Origin of the sequence: Thioclava kandeliae, from assembly GCF_040297545.1 — a bacterium.
GTDB classification, from domain to species: domain Bacteria; phylum Pseudomonadota; class Alphaproteobacteria; order Rhodobacterales; family Rhodobacteraceae; genus Thioclava; species Thioclava kandeliae.
This window is the reverse complement of record NZ_JAYWLC010000007.1, coordinates 54002-70684: the sequence shown is the minus strand read 5'-3', so window position 1 is coordinate 70684 and position 16683 is coordinate 54002. Positions and strand designations below refer to the sequence as shown.

The 16683-nt window shown below is 59.8% G+C and carries 16 protein-coding genes; 4 read left to right on the top strand and 12 right to left on the bottom strand.

The window, feature by feature from the left end:
- Positions 1–135: 135 nt before the first annotated feature.
- From VSX56_RS10490 to cobT, 4 genes are all read right to left on the bottom strand, one after another.
- The gene (locus VSX56_RS10490; protein WP_350936932.1) at positions 136–702 is read right to left on the bottom strand and encodes a recombinase family protein; all 567 of its coding nucleotides are present in this window, start codon (positions 700–702) and stop codon (positions 136–138) included.
- Between the two features lie 492 nt (positions 703–1194).
- Positions 1195–2724 carry a DNA/RNA helicase domain-containing protein gene (locus VSX56_RS10485; RefSeq protein WP_350936929.1) on the bottom strand — a complete coding sequence of 510 codons (1530 nt, stop codon included), beginning with the start codon at positions 2722–2724 and terminating at the stop codon, positions 1195–1197.
- 328 nt (positions 2725–3052) lie between these two features.
- Positions 3053–4858, bottom strand: coding sequence for an aminopeptidase P family protein (locus tag VSX56_RS10480; RefSeq protein WP_350936927.1), 1806 nt, complete (start codon positions 4856–4858; stop codon positions 3053–3055).
- Positions 4858–6732, bottom strand: coding sequence for a cobaltochelatase subunit CobT (cobT, locus tag VSX56_RS10475; protein ID WP_350936925.1), 1875 nt, complete (start codon positions 6730–6732; stop codon positions 4858–4860). The genes VSX56_RS10480 and cobT overlap by 1 nt, the downstream gene beginning before the upstream one ends.
- 198 nt (positions 6733–6930) lie before the next feature.
- Here cobT and VSX56_RS10470 point away from each other — a divergent pair, with 198 nt between their 5' ends.
- Positions 6931–7509, top strand: a complete 579-nt coding sequence (locus VSX56_RS10470) for an NADPH-dependent FMN reductase (protein ID WP_339113120.1) — start codon at positions 6931–6933, stop codon at positions 7507–7509.
- Between the two features lie 61 nt (positions 7510–7570).
- On the opposite strand, the gene VSX56_RS10465 is transcribed toward VSX56_RS10470, so the two are convergent.
- Both VSX56_RS10465 and cobS read right to left on the bottom strand, forming a co-directional pair.
- Positions 7571–7858, bottom strand: a complete 288-nt coding sequence (locus tag VSX56_RS10465; RefSeq protein WP_339113119.1) for a hypothetical protein — start codon at positions 7856–7858, stop codon at positions 7571–7573.
- A 104-nt stretch (positions 7859–7962) separates the two neighbouring features.
- On the bottom strand, positions 7963–8934 hold the full coding sequence (gene cobS, locus VSX56_RS10460) for a cobaltochelatase subunit CobS (protein ID WP_339113118.1): 972 nt from the start codon (positions 8932–8934) through the stop codon (positions 7963–7965).
- A 209-nt stretch (positions 8935–9143) separates the two neighbouring features.
- Between cobS and VSX56_RS10455 the strand changes: the two genes are divergently transcribed.
- The 3 genes from VSX56_RS10455 (at position 9144) to VSX56_RS10445 (ending at position 11066) form a co-directional block, all read left to right on the top strand.
- Positions 9144–10121, top strand: coding sequence for a DUF808 domain-containing protein (locus VSX56_RS10455; protein ID WP_350936921.1), 978 nt, complete (start codon positions 9144–9146; stop codon positions 10119–10121).
- Complete coding sequence (gloA2, locus tag VSX56_RS10450) at positions 10118–10510, top strand: SMU1112c/YaeR family gloxylase I-like metalloprotein (RefSeq protein WP_339113116.1); 393 nt, start codon at positions 10118–10120, stop codon at positions 10508–10510. The genes VSX56_RS10455 and gloA2 overlap by 4 nt, the downstream gene beginning before the upstream one ends.
- An 85-nt stretch (positions 10511–10595) precedes the next feature.
- The gene (locus tag VSX56_RS10445) at positions 10596–11066 is read left to right on the top strand and encodes a DUF1203 domain-containing protein (protein WP_350936919.1); all 471 of its coding nucleotides are present in this window, start codon (positions 10596–10598) and stop codon (positions 11064–11066) included.
- Between the two features lie 69 nt (positions 11067–11135).
- Here VSX56_RS10445 and VSX56_RS10440 read toward each other — a convergent pair whose 3' ends face one another.
- The 6 genes from VSX56_RS10440 to VSX56_RS10415 form a co-directional block, all read right to left on the bottom strand.
- Positions 11136–12746, bottom strand: coding sequence for an OpgD/OpgG family glucan biosynthesis protein (locus VSX56_RS10440; RefSeq protein ID WP_350936917.1), 1611 nt, complete (start codon positions 12744–12746; stop codon positions 11136–11138).
- A gap of 106 nt (positions 12747–12852) precedes the next feature.
- Positions 12853–13743 carry a LysR substrate-binding domain-containing protein gene (locus tag VSX56_RS10435; RefSeq protein WP_350936914.1) on the bottom strand — a complete coding sequence of 297 codons (891 nt, stop codon included), beginning with the start codon at positions 13741–13743 and terminating at the stop codon, positions 12853–12855.
- 16 nt (positions 13744–13759) lie between these two features.
- Positions 13760–14755, bottom strand: a complete 996-nt coding sequence (locus VSX56_RS10430; protein ID WP_350936912.1) for a YeiH family protein — start codon at positions 14753–14755, stop codon at positions 13760–13762.
- Between the two features lie 159 nt (positions 14756–14914).
- The gene (gene arsC, locus VSX56_RS10425) at positions 14915–15250 is read right to left on the bottom strand and encodes an arsenate reductase (glutaredoxin) (protein ID WP_339113111.1); all 336 of its coding nucleotides are present in this window, start codon (positions 15248–15250) and stop codon (positions 14915–14917) included.
- The gene (locus VSX56_RS10420; RefSeq protein ID WP_350936908.1) at positions 15241–16299 is read right to left on the bottom strand and encodes a quinone-dependent dihydroorotate dehydrogenase; all 1059 of its coding nucleotides are present in this window, start codon (positions 16297–16299) and stop codon (positions 15241–15243) included. The genes arsC and VSX56_RS10420 overlap by 10 nt, the downstream gene beginning before the upstream one ends.
- A complete protein-coding gene (locus VSX56_RS10415) occupies positions 16300–16635 on the bottom strand; it encodes a DUF952 domain-containing protein (RefSeq protein WP_350936906.1) in 336 nt (111 codons plus the stop codon).
- Between the last annotated feature and the right edge of the window lie 48 nt (positions 16636–16683).

Genomic DNA, 16683 nt, shown 5'->3' with positions numbered 1-16683 from the left:
GCGCGGACGCAGGGAGCCGGAAGTTGAGTTGCGATGTTTGTGGTTCAAAGGTCGGGGTTAATTTCGCCGGAGTCTCTTGGGGTGCCTAGCCGAGGGGATATGCTCTCTTGCCTTTGCGGTTCCGCTCCGGCCCCGCTATTCCACCTTGTCTGCTCCGAGGATGCGGTAGACGGTAGCCCTGCCGAGGTTCAGCCTTCGGGCAATTTCGGTCGGACCAATGCCCTCAGCGTGTAAGGCCTTCACTTCTTGTCGCTTGGTCTCGGCGGTGGGCTTCCGGCCTTTGTACTTTCCCTGAGCCTTGGCCTTGGCGATGCCCTCCATCTGCCGCTCAATCATGATTTCCCGCTCGAACTGCGCTACGCTCCCAAGGACATTCAACATCAGCTTCCCCGTAGATGACTTTGTGTCGAGGTTCATCGCGAGGATGCGGAGGTGCGCCCCCTTCTTGTCCAGCTCTTCAAGAATGGTCATTAGGTGGGCCATAGAGCGGGCCAGACGGTCCAGCTTCGTGACCACCAGTGTGTCACCTTCTCGGATGTAGTCGAGCGCCGCTGCGAATTGCTCACGGTTCCGGAGGTCCACCGAAGAGACTTGCTCTTGATAGACCCTCGCGCATCCCGCTTGTTCGAGCTCCCGAAGCTGCGCCTCTAAGCCTGCCTTCTGGTCGGTCGCGGAGGTTCTTGCATATCCGATTAGGCCCATGTCCCGTCTCCTTATGTCTCTTTGGAGTCTTAGACCGAAGACATCATATGTCTCAAAATGTCAATACACAACTTCAGTGAGACAGTTATCGTTGCTCGGCGAGACGTCTCATATGGGCAGGGCTCAATGGGACGGAGTCTTCTAAGAATAAATTGCCATCCTACTATCAGTCGGAGTTTTCGTGGAGTGTTTCTTCTTGAAATTAAGGTCGCGCTGTTGACTGCATACCGCAGGATACTCCATGGGGGGTAAATCGGCTTTCAGCATGACAATTCCCTTCAATTGCAAATCTACGGCTAAATATTCCGTCATCTATCAGGGCGCATGGTATTAATTTATCGATATCTAATCAAAGCCTCAGTATTAGAGACTTAGAGGAACTATAAGAAAAGGTGGGCTCCGAGCGATCAAAGCCAGTAGCCCCAGATTTCTTTTGTTACTCTGAAAATCAGTCGTAGAGTGTTATTTTACATAAACCGTATGATATAAAAATTAACCCCGTTGGTTTTCGAGAAGCGTGCAGGAAGGGCGCAATAGGGTCATGCACCGAGACAAGAGTTTCTTGTTTCCAATGATTAATATCCTAATGCGTTTTCTGCATCTCGTAATGTTTTGGAAGAGCATCTTGGTGGCGTCGTAATATGTTCTTCCATTATAGGTGAGTAACCCATTAGAATCGTAGTCAAACAATTCATCTAATATAATGGTTATATTATCAAATTCCTGTCCGATAACTTCGTGAGAAGTTTTGTCGGTATGAGAGGAATACTGATTGTGGTATTCATTCCTGTTATAATGTGAAGGTGTCAGTCGTAGAGTAGTCCAATGTTCTTCGTTCGAGCTAGTTTGATATGCACGGGCACTATTGGCATCGCTAAAATATAGGATGTCAATTTTATCAGTTTGGGTTGTGAAGGCATTTTCACTTTGATCGAACAAACCTTTTATGAAAGTCGCGATCTCTTTGTTTGTGCGAATTTTCTTGCCACGGAGCTTGTAGTGATTGGCGTCGGAAATTGAACTTAGTTTTTCGCCGACTTCGAGCCTAGTCTCAGCGGTAGACAGTGTTTGTTGTGCATCATAGGAAAAGATACACATAGATTTCAGTTCTCGGATTTTCGCTTCAAAGGCCTCAAGCTGACCGTTTCTAAATCTTTGTGCTTCGTCAAATAGTATCACATCGTAGCTTTTTAGATGTTCTGCTCTTAAGTCTCTAATTGCTTTGATCCTCCAACCCTCTTTGATAAGCTCTCCGTGACCTGGGTTTAGCATTCCGACATGAACTACGAGCGCTTTGAGGCCAGCATTCATCAGTGATTTAATAATGTCGTAGCTTAAAAGGGTTTTTCCAGTGCCTGCCGCTCCCTGTAACGTAACGAGTCGCTCTTTGCCTGAATTCATAGAGAGTTGAAGGATGTTCTTTTGTATTTCCTCTTGTTCGCTTGTTAAAAAGTATTCGCCATTAAGAAACTTCTTAACGGTGTTAAAGGGGGAGACAAGGTACACCGTTGGATCAAAGAGGTTGTCTATATTTCCTATATTTTCAATGTTTTGCTCGGATAATACATTAATTAATTCGCTTACGCTTGTTTCTATTAGGCTATCCTCTGAACCCAATTGATACAGCTGGTTGGAGTCGCTGCCGTATGCGAAATTAAAGATAGGTTTTCCCAAGGCTGCTAAATAGTATTTGTTTCTTTTTAGTTGTTTAAATATTGCTTCCACATTCGTGGACGATTTTAATTCAATGTTCACTATATAATCGGCACCAAACCTAAGAAGATCAAATTCTTTACTGATCTGTGGAATCTCATATCCAAAATAGAAATAATCTAAAATATTACCCTCATTAGATCCTGCTTGGATAGCGTCCACTAGTAAGCGCAAGCTTTCTATTTCGCGTCGCTTTATTTTCTTTGCCTCCGCATTTTGTTGAGAAAGGTTAAGAAATTTATTGAAGGCTGTTTCATCAAGTGCGGTATGTGCTTGTACGATTGATTGCAAGTGAACTGTTTTTTTCATGGAAAGTCGCTCGATTGGTTGTCTTGGAGTCACCTATTGGTCTGAAATGTCAGATTGTCGCGCTTGCCTGTTTTTGTCTGTTTTGAGACACAATCAGAAGGCCAATTAGGACACAAGACATGAGGAGGTGATATTCAACACATTGTATAATTTGGAAAATAATATAATCTTACGCTCATAGCAAGGCGTCTCGACCGCACCATTCTCCGGATGGAGAAGCAAAAGCCCCTTCGTGGGGCTTTTTGCTTTTCTGGTGTCCTGTTTTCCTGTCCGGACAGGCTGTGAGGCGGCCAAGAAAAACGCGGCCCGAAGGCCGCGTGATATAGGGTCAGATCGGCGCGCAGGCCTTCTCCATCCAATCCCGCGTCGCGGGCGAGACATGCGGCCCGATCCTCTCCAGACAGTCCGCGTGATAGGCGTTGAGCCAGTCGCGCTCGGGCGGGTCCAGCAGATCGACCAGCACGGGACGGGTGTCGATCGGCACCCATGTGAGGGTCTCGAAGGCCAGCATCCGGCGGCTCTCGTCGGCCTCGGGGGATTTTGCGGCCTGAGTGGCCAGAACCAGATTCTCGATCCGGATGCCGAACGCGCCATCGCGGTAATAGCCCGGCTCGTTTGAAAGAATCATGCCCGTTTCAATGGGCAGGGTCGAGGCGCGCGAAATCCGCACCGGCCCCTCATGCACACACAGCGCCGCGCCCACACCATGGCCGGTGCCGTGGTCATAATCCTGACCGGCCTGCCAGAGCGGCATCCGCGCCAGCGCATCCAGATGGCTGCCGGCCACGCCCTCGGGCCATTGCGCCATCGAGAGCGCAATCATGCCTTTGAGCACGCGTGTATAGGGTGCGCGGGCCTCCTCGGGGACCGGACCCACGGCAATGGTGCGTGTGATATCGGTGGTGCCATCCACATATTGCCCGCCCGAATCCACCAGCAGCAACTCGCCCGCATTCACGGCGCGGTCGGTCTTTTCGGTCACACGGTAATGGACGATGGCCCCGTCAGGCCCCGCGCCACAGATCGTATCGAAACTGATCTCGGTCAGGGCATTGGTGGCGCGGCGGCAGTTTTCCAGCGCGGTCACCACGTCGATCTCGGTCAGATTGCCTTTGGGGGCCTCCGCATCGAGCCATGCCAGAAACTCGGCCATCGCGCAGGCATCGCGGTGATGGGCGGCTTTCATGCCCGCGATCTCGGCGGCATTCTTGCGCGCTTTGGGCAGAACGCAGGGATCGGAAGCATAATGCGGCGTGGCGCCGGCTTCCGACAGGATCGGTCCGACCGCATAGGGCGCGGTGGCCGGATCAACCAGCACCGATCCCGATTGCGCGCAAAGCGCCGCGCCGAACTGATCGGGCGGGCAGAGCGTGATATCGGGGCCCAGTCCGGCCAGCAGCTCGGGCGAGAATTTGGCGGGCTCGGCAAACAGATCTACCCTGCCATCCGCTTGCAGGATTGCAAGGCATTGCACCAGCGGATTGCGGGCAATGTCATCACCGCGGATATTGAGGAGCCAGCAGATGGAATCGGGTTGAGTCAGAACGGCCGCCGTGTCGCCGGCATCCTCCAGAGCCGCACCCAAGCGCGCGCGCTTGTCGGCCGAAGATTCGCCCGCAAATTCCGGCGGATGCTGGCGGGCAGGGGCCTGCGGCGGGGCAGGGCGGTCCGTCCAGATCTCGTCGATAGGGTTATCCACAGGCACCAGCGTCACGCGCGTCTTGGCCAGCGCCTTACGGATCGCCTCGATCTCGCTATGGGTATGCAGCCACGGATCAAAGCCGATCTGGCCCTCGGCCAGATGCTCGGCAATCCACGCGCCTGCCTGTGTCTGTGGCCAGTTGACCGGCGTATAAACGGCCAGATCCACCTCGGAACGCACCTGGACACGGTAGCGCCCGTCGATAAACACGCCCGCAATCTCGGGCAGCACCACACAGAAGCCCGCCGAGCCGGTAAAGCCTGTCAGCCAGCCAAGCCGTGCATCGCGATCAGCCACATATTCGCCCTGATGGATATCGGCGCGCGGCACGATGAAGCCCGCAAGTCCGCGTGAGGCCAGCACATCGCGCAGGGCCGCCAGACGGGGTGCCCCTGTTTCGGGGTTCGTCTTGACCGTGAAATCCTGAAACATCAGCCGACCTTCCGCATGCCCAGAACACGCGCGCGCTTGCGCGGATCGGCGTCAAAGAGGCCCGCCAGCTGTTCGGTCATGGCGCCGGCCAGTTCCTCGGCATCCGAGATCTTGACGGCGCGGTTGTAATATTTGGTCACGTCATGGCCGATCCCGATGGCCAGCAGCTCGACCGCGCGGCGCTTCTCGATCATGGCGATCACATCATGCAGATGCTTGTCGAGGAAATTGGCAGGGTTCACCGAGAGCGTGGAATCATCCACTGGCGCCCCATCCGAAATCACCATCAGGATCTTGCGCGCCTCGGAGCGCTTGGCGATGCGCTTATGCGCCCATTCGAGCGCCTCGCCATCGATATTCTCCTTCAGCAGACCCTCTTTCATCATCAGACCCAGATTGGGCCGCGCACGGCGCCACGGCGTGTCAGCGCGTTTGTAGATGATATGGCGCAGGTCGTTCAGACGGCCCGGTTGCTGCGGACGGCCCGCATTGAGCCACTCCTCGCGGCTCTGGCCGCCTTTCCACGCCCTCGTGGTAAAGCCTAAGATCTCCACCTTCACATTGCAGCGCTCCAGCGTGCGCGCCAGAACATCGGCACAGATCGCGGCAATCGAGATCGGGCGCCCGCGCATGGAGCCCGAATTATCCAGCAGGAGCGTCACCACCGTGTCGCGGAATTCGGTGTCATGCTCGATCTTGAAGGACAAAGGCGTGGTCGGGTTGGCCACGACGCGCGCAAGACGGCCCGCATCGAGCATGCCTTCCTCGCGGTCGAATTCCCACGAGCGGTTCTGCTGGGCCTGCAGACGGCGCTGCAGCTTGTTGGCCAGCCGCGAGACGGCACCTTTGAGCGGCTCCAGCTGCTGGTCCAGATAAGCACGCAGGCGTTCCAGTTCGGCCACTTCTGCCAGATCCTCGGCCATGATCTCTTCGTCGAACTCGGTGCGGAAGACCGTATAATTCGGGTCAGCATCAGAGGCGGCAGGTGGTGGTGGAGGCTCAAGGGCGGCGTCGGGGTCGGGCATCTCGACCTCTTCGCCATCGGCAGGGTCGGCCAGTTCCTCGGTCGAGGTTGCGGCCTGCTGCTGGTCCTGCGTTTCTTCCTGCGCACGCTCGGGAGAGGCGTCAGCATCTTCCTGATCCTGCTGCTCCTGTTCTTCCATCTCGCCGCGATCATTCTCGGGGGCGGCCTCCTCGGCATCATCCCCGTCATCGCCCATCTCGTCATCCGGGTCATCGCCCAGCTGGTCGCCATAGCCCAGATCCGAGATCAGTTGACGCGAGAATTTGGCGAATGCCGTCTGGTCGGCCAGCACATCCTGCAGCTTGTCGAGATTGATCCCCTGTTGCTCCATGAAGGGTTTCCACAGGTCGAGGATATTCGAGGCGCCCGGGGGAAGGGGGCGTCCCGTGGCCATCTCGCGGATCATATAGCCCGCGGCCACATGCAAGGGCGCTTCGGACTGGTTGCGAATCTGGTTATAGCCCTTGCGCAGCGCCTCATGCGAGATCTTGACGTCGATATTGGAGAGCGTGCCCGGCATGTCGCGCGCGCCCAAGGCCTCGCAGCGGGCAAATTCCATCTCTTCATACAGCGCCGCGGCCATATCGCCCGAGGGGCGGTAGCGCCCGTGGGTGCCCGCATCGTGATGGCGCAGACGCAGCGCCAGCTGGTCGGCGGTGCCGCGGGCCAGCAGGACCTCGTCGCGCGTCATCCTGCGCGAGACCTGCGGCAGGCGCATCGTATCGCCCGTCGAGCCGGAAGGGTCGACCGTGTAGCTGACCGTCAACTCAGGGCGGTCGGCCATGGTTTTGGTCGCCTCGGCGAGGGCTTTCTTGAACGGATCGGCGGGGTTGTCGATGGGCTTGCTCATGCCCAAGATAAAGCACCACGTCTGGCCCTTCGCAAGAGGAGAAGCGCGGCCTGTGTGCCGCAGATCGGATGGGCAGGGGCCAGGCCTGCGCAAGCTTCGTGCGGCTCTGCACCGAACTGGGGGTTGCCGCCACATTTCTGCACGTTAACTTGGCCAGCAACGGGGGCGGATATGCCCCGGCATATATAGGAGATACCCATGGCAGATCCGTTGAAAATCGGCGTTATCGTCGGCACCACCCGCGAAGGCCGCTTTGCCGATGTCGTGACCGAATGGTTCATGGAAAAAACCGCCAACCGTCAGGCGTTCCAGTTCGATCTGATCGACCTGCGTGACCATCTGCTGCCGCATTTCGAGGAATCGATGGCACCGGCCTATTCCGAGCCCGAAGGGGGCGCGAAGGGCAAGTGGAACGATCTGCTGAAGGGCTATGACGGGTTCATCGTGGTCACGCCCGAATATAACCACTCGATCCCGGGTGTTCTGAAAAACGCCTTCGATTACGCCTATACTGGCTGGCGTCGCAAGCCGCTGGGGATCGTGGGCTACGGTCCGTCGGGGGCGATGCGCGCCGCCGAGCATCTGCGTGTGATCGCGATCAATTTCGGCATGGTGCCGGTGCGCGGCGCGGTCCATATCGCGGGGGCGGATTTCTTTGCCAATATGACCGAGCGGGACGCCAAAGCCTTCCCCGATCATATCGACCCCACGCTGGACGAGCTGCTGGGCGATATGGAGTTCTGGGGCAACCTGACGAAGCCCGCGCTTCAGGGCTGAGGCCGAGCGCCGCAGTCAACGGGAAAGGGTCCGGTGCTTCCGGACCCTTTTTCAATGCGCGTTAGCGTCCGGGCAGGCGACGTTCCAGCACAAGGATCTCGTCACATTGCTCGACCTTGCGGGGCTTGTAGCTTTTCTGCGGGATCAGCATCGCATGCATCGAGGGCACATGCGGACCGCGATAGCCATTCATGGCTTCGGAGGCCAGATTGGCATCGGTAAACCGATCGTTTTCGAGATAGAGTGTCTGGCATTCGCGCAGAACATCGCGGGCCGCATATTGTGGCTCGCAGGCGGCCAGAAGACCGGCGATAGAGAGACTGAGGGCAAGGCGCATGTAAATCATCATGCGCAGAGCTTCGCCGGTTTTGCTTTCCAAACCGTAAAAAAAGCCGGAGCAGAGGCTCCGGCTTTCCAGATTTTCAGGCCCTGTGAGGGCCGCGCTCAAGGCGATCAGATCGCGATCGAGGCCGCGCTCTCGGGCAGTTCCTCATCGAACAGGCGCTGGTAGAACTCGGCCACGGTCTGGCGCTCGAGTTCGTCGCATTTATTGAGGAAGGTCAGGCGGAACGCATAGCCCACGTCGTTGAAGATGCGCGCATTCTGCGCCCATGCGATGACGGTCCGCGGGCTCATGACGGTGGACAGGTCGCCATTCATGAAGGCCGTGCGGGTGAGGTCGGCCACATGCACCATCTGGCTGATGGTCTTGCGGCCTGCCTCGTTGTTGTAATTGGGGTTCTTCGACAGGACGATCGCGGCCTCGGCATCGTGGCTGAGATAGTTCAGCGTGGCCACCAGCGACCAGCGGTCCATCTGGCCCTGGTTGATCTGCTGGGTGCCGTGATAGAGGCCGGTCGTGTCGCCCAGACCCACGGTATTCGCGGTGGCGAAGAGGCGGAAATAGGGATTCGGCGTGATTACCTCGTTCTGGTCCAGCAGAGTCAGCTTGCCCTCGGCCTCCAAGATACGCTGGATCACGAACATCACATCGGCGCGGCCTGCATCATATTCGTCGAAAATGATCGCGGTCGGATTGCGCAGCGACCACGGCAGGATGCCCTCGTGGAACACGGTAACCTGCTTGCCATCCACCAGCTTGATCGCATCTTTCCCGATCAGGTCGATCCGGCTGACATGGCTGTCGAGGTTGACCCGTACACAGGGCCAGTTCAGCCGCGCGGCGATCTGCTCGATATGGGTGGATTTTCCCGTGCCGTGATAGCCTTGAATCATGACGCGGCGGTTATAGGCAAAGCCTGCCAACACGGCCAGCGTGGTATCGCGGTCGAATTTGTAGGTCGGGTCGATTTCCGGCACGCGGTCGGTGCGCTCGGCAAATCCCTTGACCTTCATATCGCTGTCAATTCCGAAGACCTCGCGGACATCGATCTCTTCGGTGGGTTTTGCATTCATATCGAGCATTTCGGGCACCTTTCTTTTGGTCGCCGCTGTCTTGCTGCTTTGCGGCGCACAGCATGTCAGATCGAGTTGTGGAACATATCGCGGGGCGCTGCAAGGGCAAGGATGAATTGTGGACCCGCATACGGGTTTAGCGCGTTGCGCCTGCGCGGGTGAGACCATACTCTGATGGTTTGAGGCCCGCATGGCGGATAATGAGAGTGGAGAGACATATGAGCGGCCTTCTGGCGCTTCTGGATGATGTGGCGGGTATCGCCAAGGTGGCGGCGGCCTCCGTCGATGACGTGGCCGCTCAGGCAACCAAGGCGGGTGCGAAAGCCGCAGGCGCGCTGATCGATGATGCGGCGGTGACGCCGAAATATGTCCATGGCTTCGCGCCCGCGCGGGAATTACCGATCGTGGGCAAAATCGCGCTCGGGTCGATCCGCAACAAGCTTCTGATCCTGCTGCCTCTGGCGCTGATCCTGTCGAGCTTCGCGCCCTGGGCGATCACGCCGCTTCTGATGCTGGGGGGGGCCTATCTGTGCTTCGAGGGTGCGGAAAAGATCTGGCATCTGTTCCACCCCTCCGAGGATCACGGCTCCGATGAGACAGCAGGCGGCAAACAGAACAGCGCCCATCTCGAGGAGAAAAAGGTGAAAGGCGCGGTGAAAACCGATTTCATCCTTTCCGCCGAGATTATGACCATCGCGCTTTCGGCGCTGCCTGAGGGCGATCCGATCTGGATGGAGGCGATCACGCTGGCGCTTGTGGCGGTGGGGATCACGGCGCTTGTCTATGGCGGCGTCGCGATCATCGTGAAGGCCGATGATGTGGGGCTCTGGCTTGCCGAAAACGCGAAACTCTCGGGCACCCGTGCCTTTGGCCGCGGTATCCTGCATTTTATGCCGGTGTTCATGAAGGCATTGCTGATCGTGGGCACGGCGGCGATGATCTGGGTCGGCGGCAATATCCTGTTGCACGGGATCGCCGAGTTGGGCTTCCCGGCCCCCTATGACTGGATCCACCATCAGGCCGAGACGGTGTCTGAACATGTGGGCGAGAGCCTGAAGGGCCTGGTGTCCTGGGCGGTGACCGCCTTCTTCGACGGTATCTTCGGTCTGGTCTTCGGGCTGGTGCTGATGATCCCGCTGGCGACCTTCGTCATCAAGCCGGTCTTTGGCCTCTTCTCGAAGAAAGGCGCCGCATGAGCGACCGGCTGCGTCCGCACCATGTGGCGGTGATCGCCTCGGACTATCCGCGTTCCAAGCACTTCTATACGGAAGTGCTTGGAATGTCCGTCATCGCCGAGACCTATCGCGAGGCGCGCCAAAGCTGGAAGCTGGATCTCGGTATGGAGGGGGGCGTGCAGATCGAGCTGTTTACCTTCCCGAATGCTCCTGCGCGTCCCACGCGCCCCGAGGCGCAGGGTCTGCGCCATCTGGCCTTTGCCGTCGATGATCTGGATGCGTGGTGTGCCCGCCTTCAGGAGCACGGGGTCGAGGTCGAACCCGTCCGTGTAGACGAGTTCACCAATGCGCGCTTCACCTTCTTCCAGGACCCCGACGGGCTGCCATTGGAACTTTACGAGACCTCTTGATAGATGAGGTCTTTGCACAGGTTTCGGGTCGGCCAGCTGCGGGCATAGGGGCTAAGGTTTTCGTGTCATATCCACGGAGACCCCGATGCCTTTCCAGATCCATGCCCTTCCCGTCGAACCCTTTGTCGAACTGTTCCAGATGACTGACGAGGCGCTTGCCACGCGCCGGATCTGCCGGATGCGGGTCACCGAACGCGATGCCCTGCCGTGCCGTGTCAGCCTTGAGGATGCACGGGCAGGCGAGACGGTCCTTTTGCTCAATTACGAACATCAACCGGCCCAGACCCCCTATCGCGCCTCTCACGCGATCTTCGTGCGCGAGGGCGTGGAGCGTGCCCAGCCGCAGCCGGGGGAGGTGCCACAGGCGCTGCGCCACCGGCTCATTTCCGTCCGGCCCTTCGATCATGGTGACATGATGCTGGAGCCCGATCTCGTTTCAGGTGCGGATCTTCATACGGCGCTTGCAGGGATCTTCGCGGGTAATGAGGCTGTCGCCTATGTCCATTTGCATTATGCCAAGGCGGGGTGTTTTGCGGCGCAGGCCCGCCCCGTCTGACATGTCGGGCATAGAAAAAGGAAGGCCTTCGCCTCCCTTTATGTGGTGGTGTGTCCTGATCGGCGAGGCTCAGCCGTGGCTGGCCAGCAATTCGCGCAGCTGCGAGGGGAAGAGTTGCAGGATCAACGTCTCGGTCATCGCCTCGCCCTTGTTATCCACATAGACGCGCAGGTCGATCGGGTCGTTATTATCCGCCGCGATGGCCGAGAAATCGAGATCGAAGATCGCACGCCAATAGTCGGCGCCCACCACGGGGAAGGCGGTCTGCATCGAGATCACGCCCACCGAGGTGGTGACATTGGGTTCCAGCCCGTCGGCGCGGCTCAGCCCCTGCAGGCCGGTGCTGTCCAGATCGCAGACGATCTTCACCGTGTTGGCGGGGCGGTCCTGTCCGGGCACACCACCAGTGCCGATCCGGATCGCAGTGAACTGCGCCTTCTCGCGCGGCACCGGCACATCCTTCACCCAGCTCAGCGTGTAATTCACGTTGAACTCGGTGCCGGTGGTGGCTGCGTCCGAGGGGGTCCAGAAGGCCACGATATTATCCATGGTCTCGTCATCGGTCGGGATCTCGATGAGGGTCACAGCCCCTTCGCCCCAACCCTCTTTCGGCTCGATCCATGCGGTGGCCCGTTTCTCGTAGAAAACACCATCATCCTGATATTGCGCAAAATCGCGTTCGCGCTGTGCAAGGCCGAAGCCTTTGACATTGGGCGAATGGAAGCTGTTGGCCATCACGCGCGGCGGGTTGTTCAGCGGTCGCCAGATCTTCTCGCCGCTGCCGGTATGGATTTCCAGCCCGTCGCTGTCATGCACCTCGGGGCGCCAGTCGGGCGAAACCTGACGGTCATGTTTGCCAAACCAGTACATCGAGGTCAGCGGCGCGATCCCGAGCCGGTTCACATCGCCGCGCAGGAAGATATCGGCCGAGACATCCTGCACGACCCCGCCGCCCAGACGCGAGACGATCCGGTAGGCACCGGTCGCACGCGGGCTTTCGAGAAGCGCATAGGTGACAAAGCTGCCATCTTCCGGCTCTTCGAGCCAGAACCGGGTGAAACGGGGGAATTCCTCGGGGCCCTGGGCCACCGCCGTATCGAGCGCAAGGCCCCGCACGGACAGGCCGAACTGTCCCGAGTAGCCCGCCGTGCGCCAGTAGGAGGCCCCAAGGAACGCCATCCAGTCGGCATTATGTTTGCGGTCCTGCACCGAGAAGCCCGCAAAGCCTTCGGTGTTATGCAGGTTCTGCGCAGGGCTGTCTTGGGGAATGGTGAAGTAGTCTTTGGAGAACGGCACCTCGCGTGCCATGTTGCCGCTCACCGAATAGATGTGGACCGGATCGGGGAAATACTTGCCGGGGAAGAAGAAATGCACGGGGTAATCATCGCCATTGCCCCAGAGCGCATGATCCTTGCGGAACTTGATCTTGCCATGCGCGTCATAATCGATGGCTTGGATGATCTCGGGGTCGGCCACCTTCATCGCGTTATAGGGCCCTTTGGAGAGGTCGCGGGCCATGTCGCGCAGCATGTCATAGGAGAAGGGCTCGGCTTGACCGAGCGCCATGCCGTGGGCAATTTCGTCACTCTGGGCGCGCGCCAGCTCGGGCAGAAGGAAAAAGGCGCCGGTCCCGAGGGCGGAGGCGAGGACCTGACGGCGGGAGGGGTGAGAATCTGTCATCAAATGCTCCGGATATCGTGCTCAGCCCGATAAGTGCGGCGATTTCGGCAAAGCGCAACAGAAGATCCTGTGAATGGGCAGGAACATGCTGGATTTCACGGGGATTCTAGCTCCGCGTTGCTGTTCCACCACCTGTTTTGCCGCGCAGAATGGCAGCAAGGGCGGCCTCGGCGCGGGTAAAGGGACGTTCGCGGTGACGCAGGAGCGAAAAGGGGCGTGGGGCCAGATCGAGCGCCACGCAGTCAAGCCGTCCTGCCGCCACCGAAGAGGCTACCACCATCTCGGAGAGGATACTCGCGCCAGCATCCGCCTCGACCGCTGCCCGCACGGCCTCGTTGGAGGGCAGCTCCAGCAAGGGGCTCAGATCGGCGGGGGCGATGTTCTGGCTCTCGAGCCAGCGGTCGAAAATGGCGCGTGTGCCGGAGCCGTGCTCGCGCAGCACCCAGTCCTGCGTCCGCGGGTCCAGAGGTTGGCCCGCTTGCGCCTTGGCGCGCACAAGCATCATCCGGTCGCGCACCAGCGGCTCGACGAGAAGCAGATCGTCATGGCACGCGTCCTCGATCACCGCCAGATCCGCCTCGAGATCGCGCACGGCCCGCGCCGCGGTCTCGGAATTGCTGAGCCGGATATCGAGCGTGATCCCCGGATAGGCCTGCCGGTAGCGTGCCAGCAGCGGCGGCAGCCAGTATGTGCCCGCTGTCTGGCTGGCGATGAGCCGCAGATGGCCTTGCGCAAGCCCCGCCAGATCCTCCAGCACCCGCTCGGTCCGGGCGGCATGAGCCAGTAGCCTGCGGGCCTCGGGCAGGAAATGGCGTCCGGCATCGCTGAGCACAATGCGCCGCCCAATCCTGTCGAAGAGCCTCACCGCATGGCGGGTTTCGAGCGCCGAGATCGCCGAACTGGTGGCGCTCGGGGTCAAGTTGAGCGCCTCTGCCGCACGGGTGATATGCTCGCGTTCGGCCACCGCCAGAAAGATCCGAAGCTGGTCGAGGGTCATGGCGCATGCCTTTCTGTCACTGGATGAGCGTTATCAATAACAGGCTGACGCCCGAGATGAAGAGCCATGCGGCGCCCCCCAGCAGCGCGGGGCGGGGACCGGCTGCCGCCAGTTTACGCAGATCGGTCGAAAGTCCCATTCCTGCCAGGGCGATGGTCAGCAGAATCTGGTCGATCGTTTTGCTGGCTTCGACAACGGGCGGGGGCAGCCAGCCAGTGGAAGAAATGGCGACCATCGCTACAAAGCCCATAACGAACCACGGCACCGGAGCGCCTGCGGGGGTGGTTGTCTGCCCGGTATTTCTGTTTCTCGTGCCGATCCCGAGGAGAAGCACCATCGGCGCCAGCATCATGACGCGGGTCAGCTTGGAAATAGTCCCGAAATGCCCTGCTGTATCGCCCCCCTGAAAGCTTGCCGCCACGACCTGCGCGACCTCATGGATGGAGGCGCCTGTCCACATGCCGAAGGCTTTGGGTCCGAGGGGTGTAAGCGGGGCGAGCAGCGGCATGAGCAGCATCGAGGCCGAGCCGAAGACCGTCACGCAGGCGATGGCATAGGCCACATCCTCCTCGCGCGCGCGGGTGACAGTATTGACGGCAATCACCGCCGAAGCCCCGCAGATCGACGTGCCGGCTGCGATAAGATCGGTGAGCCCGCGCGGGACACCCATCACTCGCCCGAGCCAGCGTGTGAAGAAAAAGGTCGCAAGCAATGTGAGGAGGATGGTTGCGAGCCCGCCGGCCCCTATCTCGGCCACCTGTCCGAAGGTCAGCTGCAGGCCCAGAAGCACGATGCCCGCGCGCAGGATATAGCGTAGGCTGAACGCGATGCCTTCCGCGCAGGAGGGAGAGAGCGGGCACAGCGTATTGAAGGCCATGCCCAGCATGATGGCAAGGATCAGGGGCGAGAAGGCCGAGAGGGCGGGCAGCGTGTGGAGCCCGAACGCCACTGCGGCAACAGCGACACAGAGGGCAAGGCCCGGTATAAGGGTGGGGCGGTTCTGCGCGATCATGGGGCATCCTCCGTCTGGGATGCCCTGATCATGGGGGAGACTGGCTTATCGGTCCAATTGAATGATCCGGATGTTTTGTTCGATCGGGTCGAACAGGGGCGCTGCCCCTCTGGCCCGTTCCGGGCCATTCACCCCGGGATATTTAGGGACGCTGGAAGATCAGAGGATTTCCAGCACCTGTTCGGGCGGGCGGCCGAGGCGCGCGGATTGACCGGTGATCAGGATCGGGCGCTCGATGAGTTTCGGGTTTTCGGCAAGCGTGGCGAGGATCGTGTCGTGATCCGCGTCGCGTTCGATCAGGCCCTTCGCGTCTTTCCAGCGGACAAGGGTGTCTGCGCTCTGGCCGAGCTTGGAGATGACGGCCTCCAATTCGGTGCGGCTGGGAGCATCTGTCAGGTAGAGACGGATCTCGGGGCTATGGCCCCGCGCCTGCAGCAGCGCGAGGGTCTCGCGGGATTTGGAGCAGCGCGGATTGTGCCAGAGTGTCAGAGCCATGCGTCGCGCCCCTTGCCGGTGGCGTCCGCGATATTGGCATAGCCGTCGCGTTCGAGAAGTGTGTCGAGACCGCGGGCGATCCGGTCCGCGAGCGAGAGCCCGTGATAGACGAGCGCCGAGTAGAGCTGCACCGCGGAGGCACCTGCGAGGATCTTCTGATAGGCGTCCTCGGCGGAGGAAATGCCGCCCACGCCGATCAGCGGGATCTGCCCATCGGTCGCCTGCGAGAGTTTCGCCAGCACGCGGGTGGATGTCTCGAAGAGAGGCGCACCGGACATGCCGCCCTTTTCCGGTGCATAGGGGCTTTGCAGCCCCTCACGCGAGAGGGTGGTGTTGGTGGCGATGATCGCGTCGATACCGGTGGTTCTGGCGACCTGTGCGATATCGTCAATCTCGGCATCCGTCAGATCGGGGGCGATCTTGAGGAAGACGGGGATCGGGCGGGTCAGCGTGTTGCGGGTCGCGATCACCCCCGAAAGGAGCGCCGTCAGGGCCTCGGCGCCCTGCAGGTCGCGCAGCTTCTCGGTATTGGGCGAGGAGACATTGACGGTGGCGAAATCGAGCCAGGGGCCTGCATGGGCCAGCACCTTGGCGAAATCGGCGGCGCGGTCCTCGCTATCCTTGTTGGCGCCCAGATTGAGGCCCACCGGAATGCCCGTGGGGCGGGCGGCAAGGCGGTGCGAGATGGGTTCCATGCCTTCGTTGTTGAAGCCGAAACGGTTGATGACCGCGCGGTCCTCGGTCAGGCGGAAGAGGCGGGGCTTGGGGTTTCCGGGCTGGGCGCGGGGCGTGGCAGCGCCCACCTCGATGAAGCCGAAGCCCGCCCGCATGAGGGGGGCCACGGCCTCGGCATTCTTGTCGAAACCTGCGGCAAGCCCCACCGGATTGGGAAGATCGAGACCCGCCACCTGCGTGGCAACGCGCGGACTGGTCCAGACGCCTTTCATCGGCACGAGGCCGGCGGCGAGGGCCTTGATCGAGAGGCCATGGGCGGTTTCGGGGTTCAACTGGTGCAGCGAGCGCAGGCCGAGGCTCTCGATCAAGGGCATTTACAGGGTCTCCGGAAAGATATGGCCCTCGGGGCCTTGGGGCAGGGGCATATGGGCGATCACATCCGCCATGGTCATATCGCGGTAAAGATGCGGGAAGAGCGCCCCGCCACGCGAGACCTCCCATCGGAGGGCGTTACCGAGAGTGTCGGCCTCAAGGCTGACCAGCACCAGATCACCGGCTTGGGCGAAATGCTTGGCAGCGGTCTCGCGCACCTGCTCTGCGGTCGAGATATGGATATAGCCGTCGGCGAGATCGATGGGCGCGCCCGAGGTCGATCCCTGCGATTGGAGAGCCTGCCATTCGGCGGGGCGGAAGATCTTGTATATAAGCATGGGTTTCACATGCCCAATGGCGCGGAAATAATCAATCTCTTTCACGAA

Excerpts from the sequence above, each read along its gene's own strand:
- VSX56_RS10490 (WP_350936932.1), bottom strand. The coding sequence starts at position 702 with ATGGGCCTAATCGGATATGCAAGAACCTCCGCGACCGACCAGAAGGCA.
- VSX56_RS10485 (WP_350936929.1), bottom strand. The coding sequence starts at position 2,724 with ATGAAAAAAACAGTTCACTTGCAATCAATCGTACAAGCACATACCGCA.
- VSX56_RS10480 (WP_350936927.1), bottom strand. The coding sequence starts at position 4,858 with ATGTTTCAGGATTTCACGGTCAAGACGAACCCCGAAACAGGGGCACCC.
- cobT (WP_350936925.1), bottom strand. The coding sequence starts at position 6,732 with ATGAGCAAGCCCATCGACAACCCCGCCGATCCGTTCAAGAAAGCCCTC.
- VSX56_RS10470 (WP_339113120.1), top strand. The coding sequence starts at position 6,931 with ATGGCAGATCCGTTGAAAATCGGCGTTATCGTCGGCACCACCCGCGAA.
- VSX56_RS10465 (WP_339113119.1), bottom strand. The coding sequence starts at position 7,858 with ATGATGATTTACATGCGCCTTGCCCTCAGTCTCTCTATCGCCGGTCTT.
- cobS (WP_339113118.1), bottom strand. The coding sequence starts at position 8,934 with ATGCTCGATATGAATGCAAAACCCACCGAAGAGATCGATGTCCGCGAG.
- VSX56_RS10455 (WP_350936921.1), top strand. The coding sequence starts at position 9,144 with ATGAGCGGCCTTCTGGCGCTTCTGGATGATGTGGCGGGTATCGCCAAG.
- gloA2 (WP_339113116.1), top strand. The coding sequence starts at position 10,118 with ATGAGCGACCGGCTGCGTCCGCACCATGTGGCGGTGATCGCCTCGGAC.
- VSX56_RS10445 (WP_350936919.1), top strand. The coding sequence starts at position 10,596 with ATGCCTTTCCAGATCCATGCCCTTCCCGTCGAACCCTTTGTCGAACTG.
- VSX56_RS10440 (WP_350936917.1), bottom strand. The coding sequence starts at position 12,746 with ATGACAGATTCTCACCCCTCCCGCCGTCAGGTCCTCGCCTCCGCCCTC.
- VSX56_RS10435 (WP_350936914.1), bottom strand. The coding sequence starts at position 13,743 with ATGACCCTCGACCAGCTTCGGATCTTTCTGGCGGTGGCCGAACGCGAG.
- VSX56_RS10430 (WP_350936912.1), bottom strand. The coding sequence starts at position 14,755 with ATGATCGCGCAGAACCGCCCCACCCTTATACCGGGCCTTGCCCTCTGT.
- arsC (WP_339113111.1), bottom strand. The coding sequence starts at position 15,250 with ATGGCTCTGACACTCTGGCACAATCCGCGCTGCTCCAAATCCCGCGAG.
- VSX56_RS10420 (WP_350936908.1), bottom strand. The coding sequence starts at position 16,299 with ATGCCCTTGATCGAGAGCCTCGGCCTGCGCTCGCTGCACCAGTTGAAC.
- VSX56_RS10415 (WP_350936906.1), bottom strand. The coding sequence starts at position 16,635 with ATGCTTATATACAAGATCTTCCGCCCCGCCGAATGGCAGGCTCTCCAA.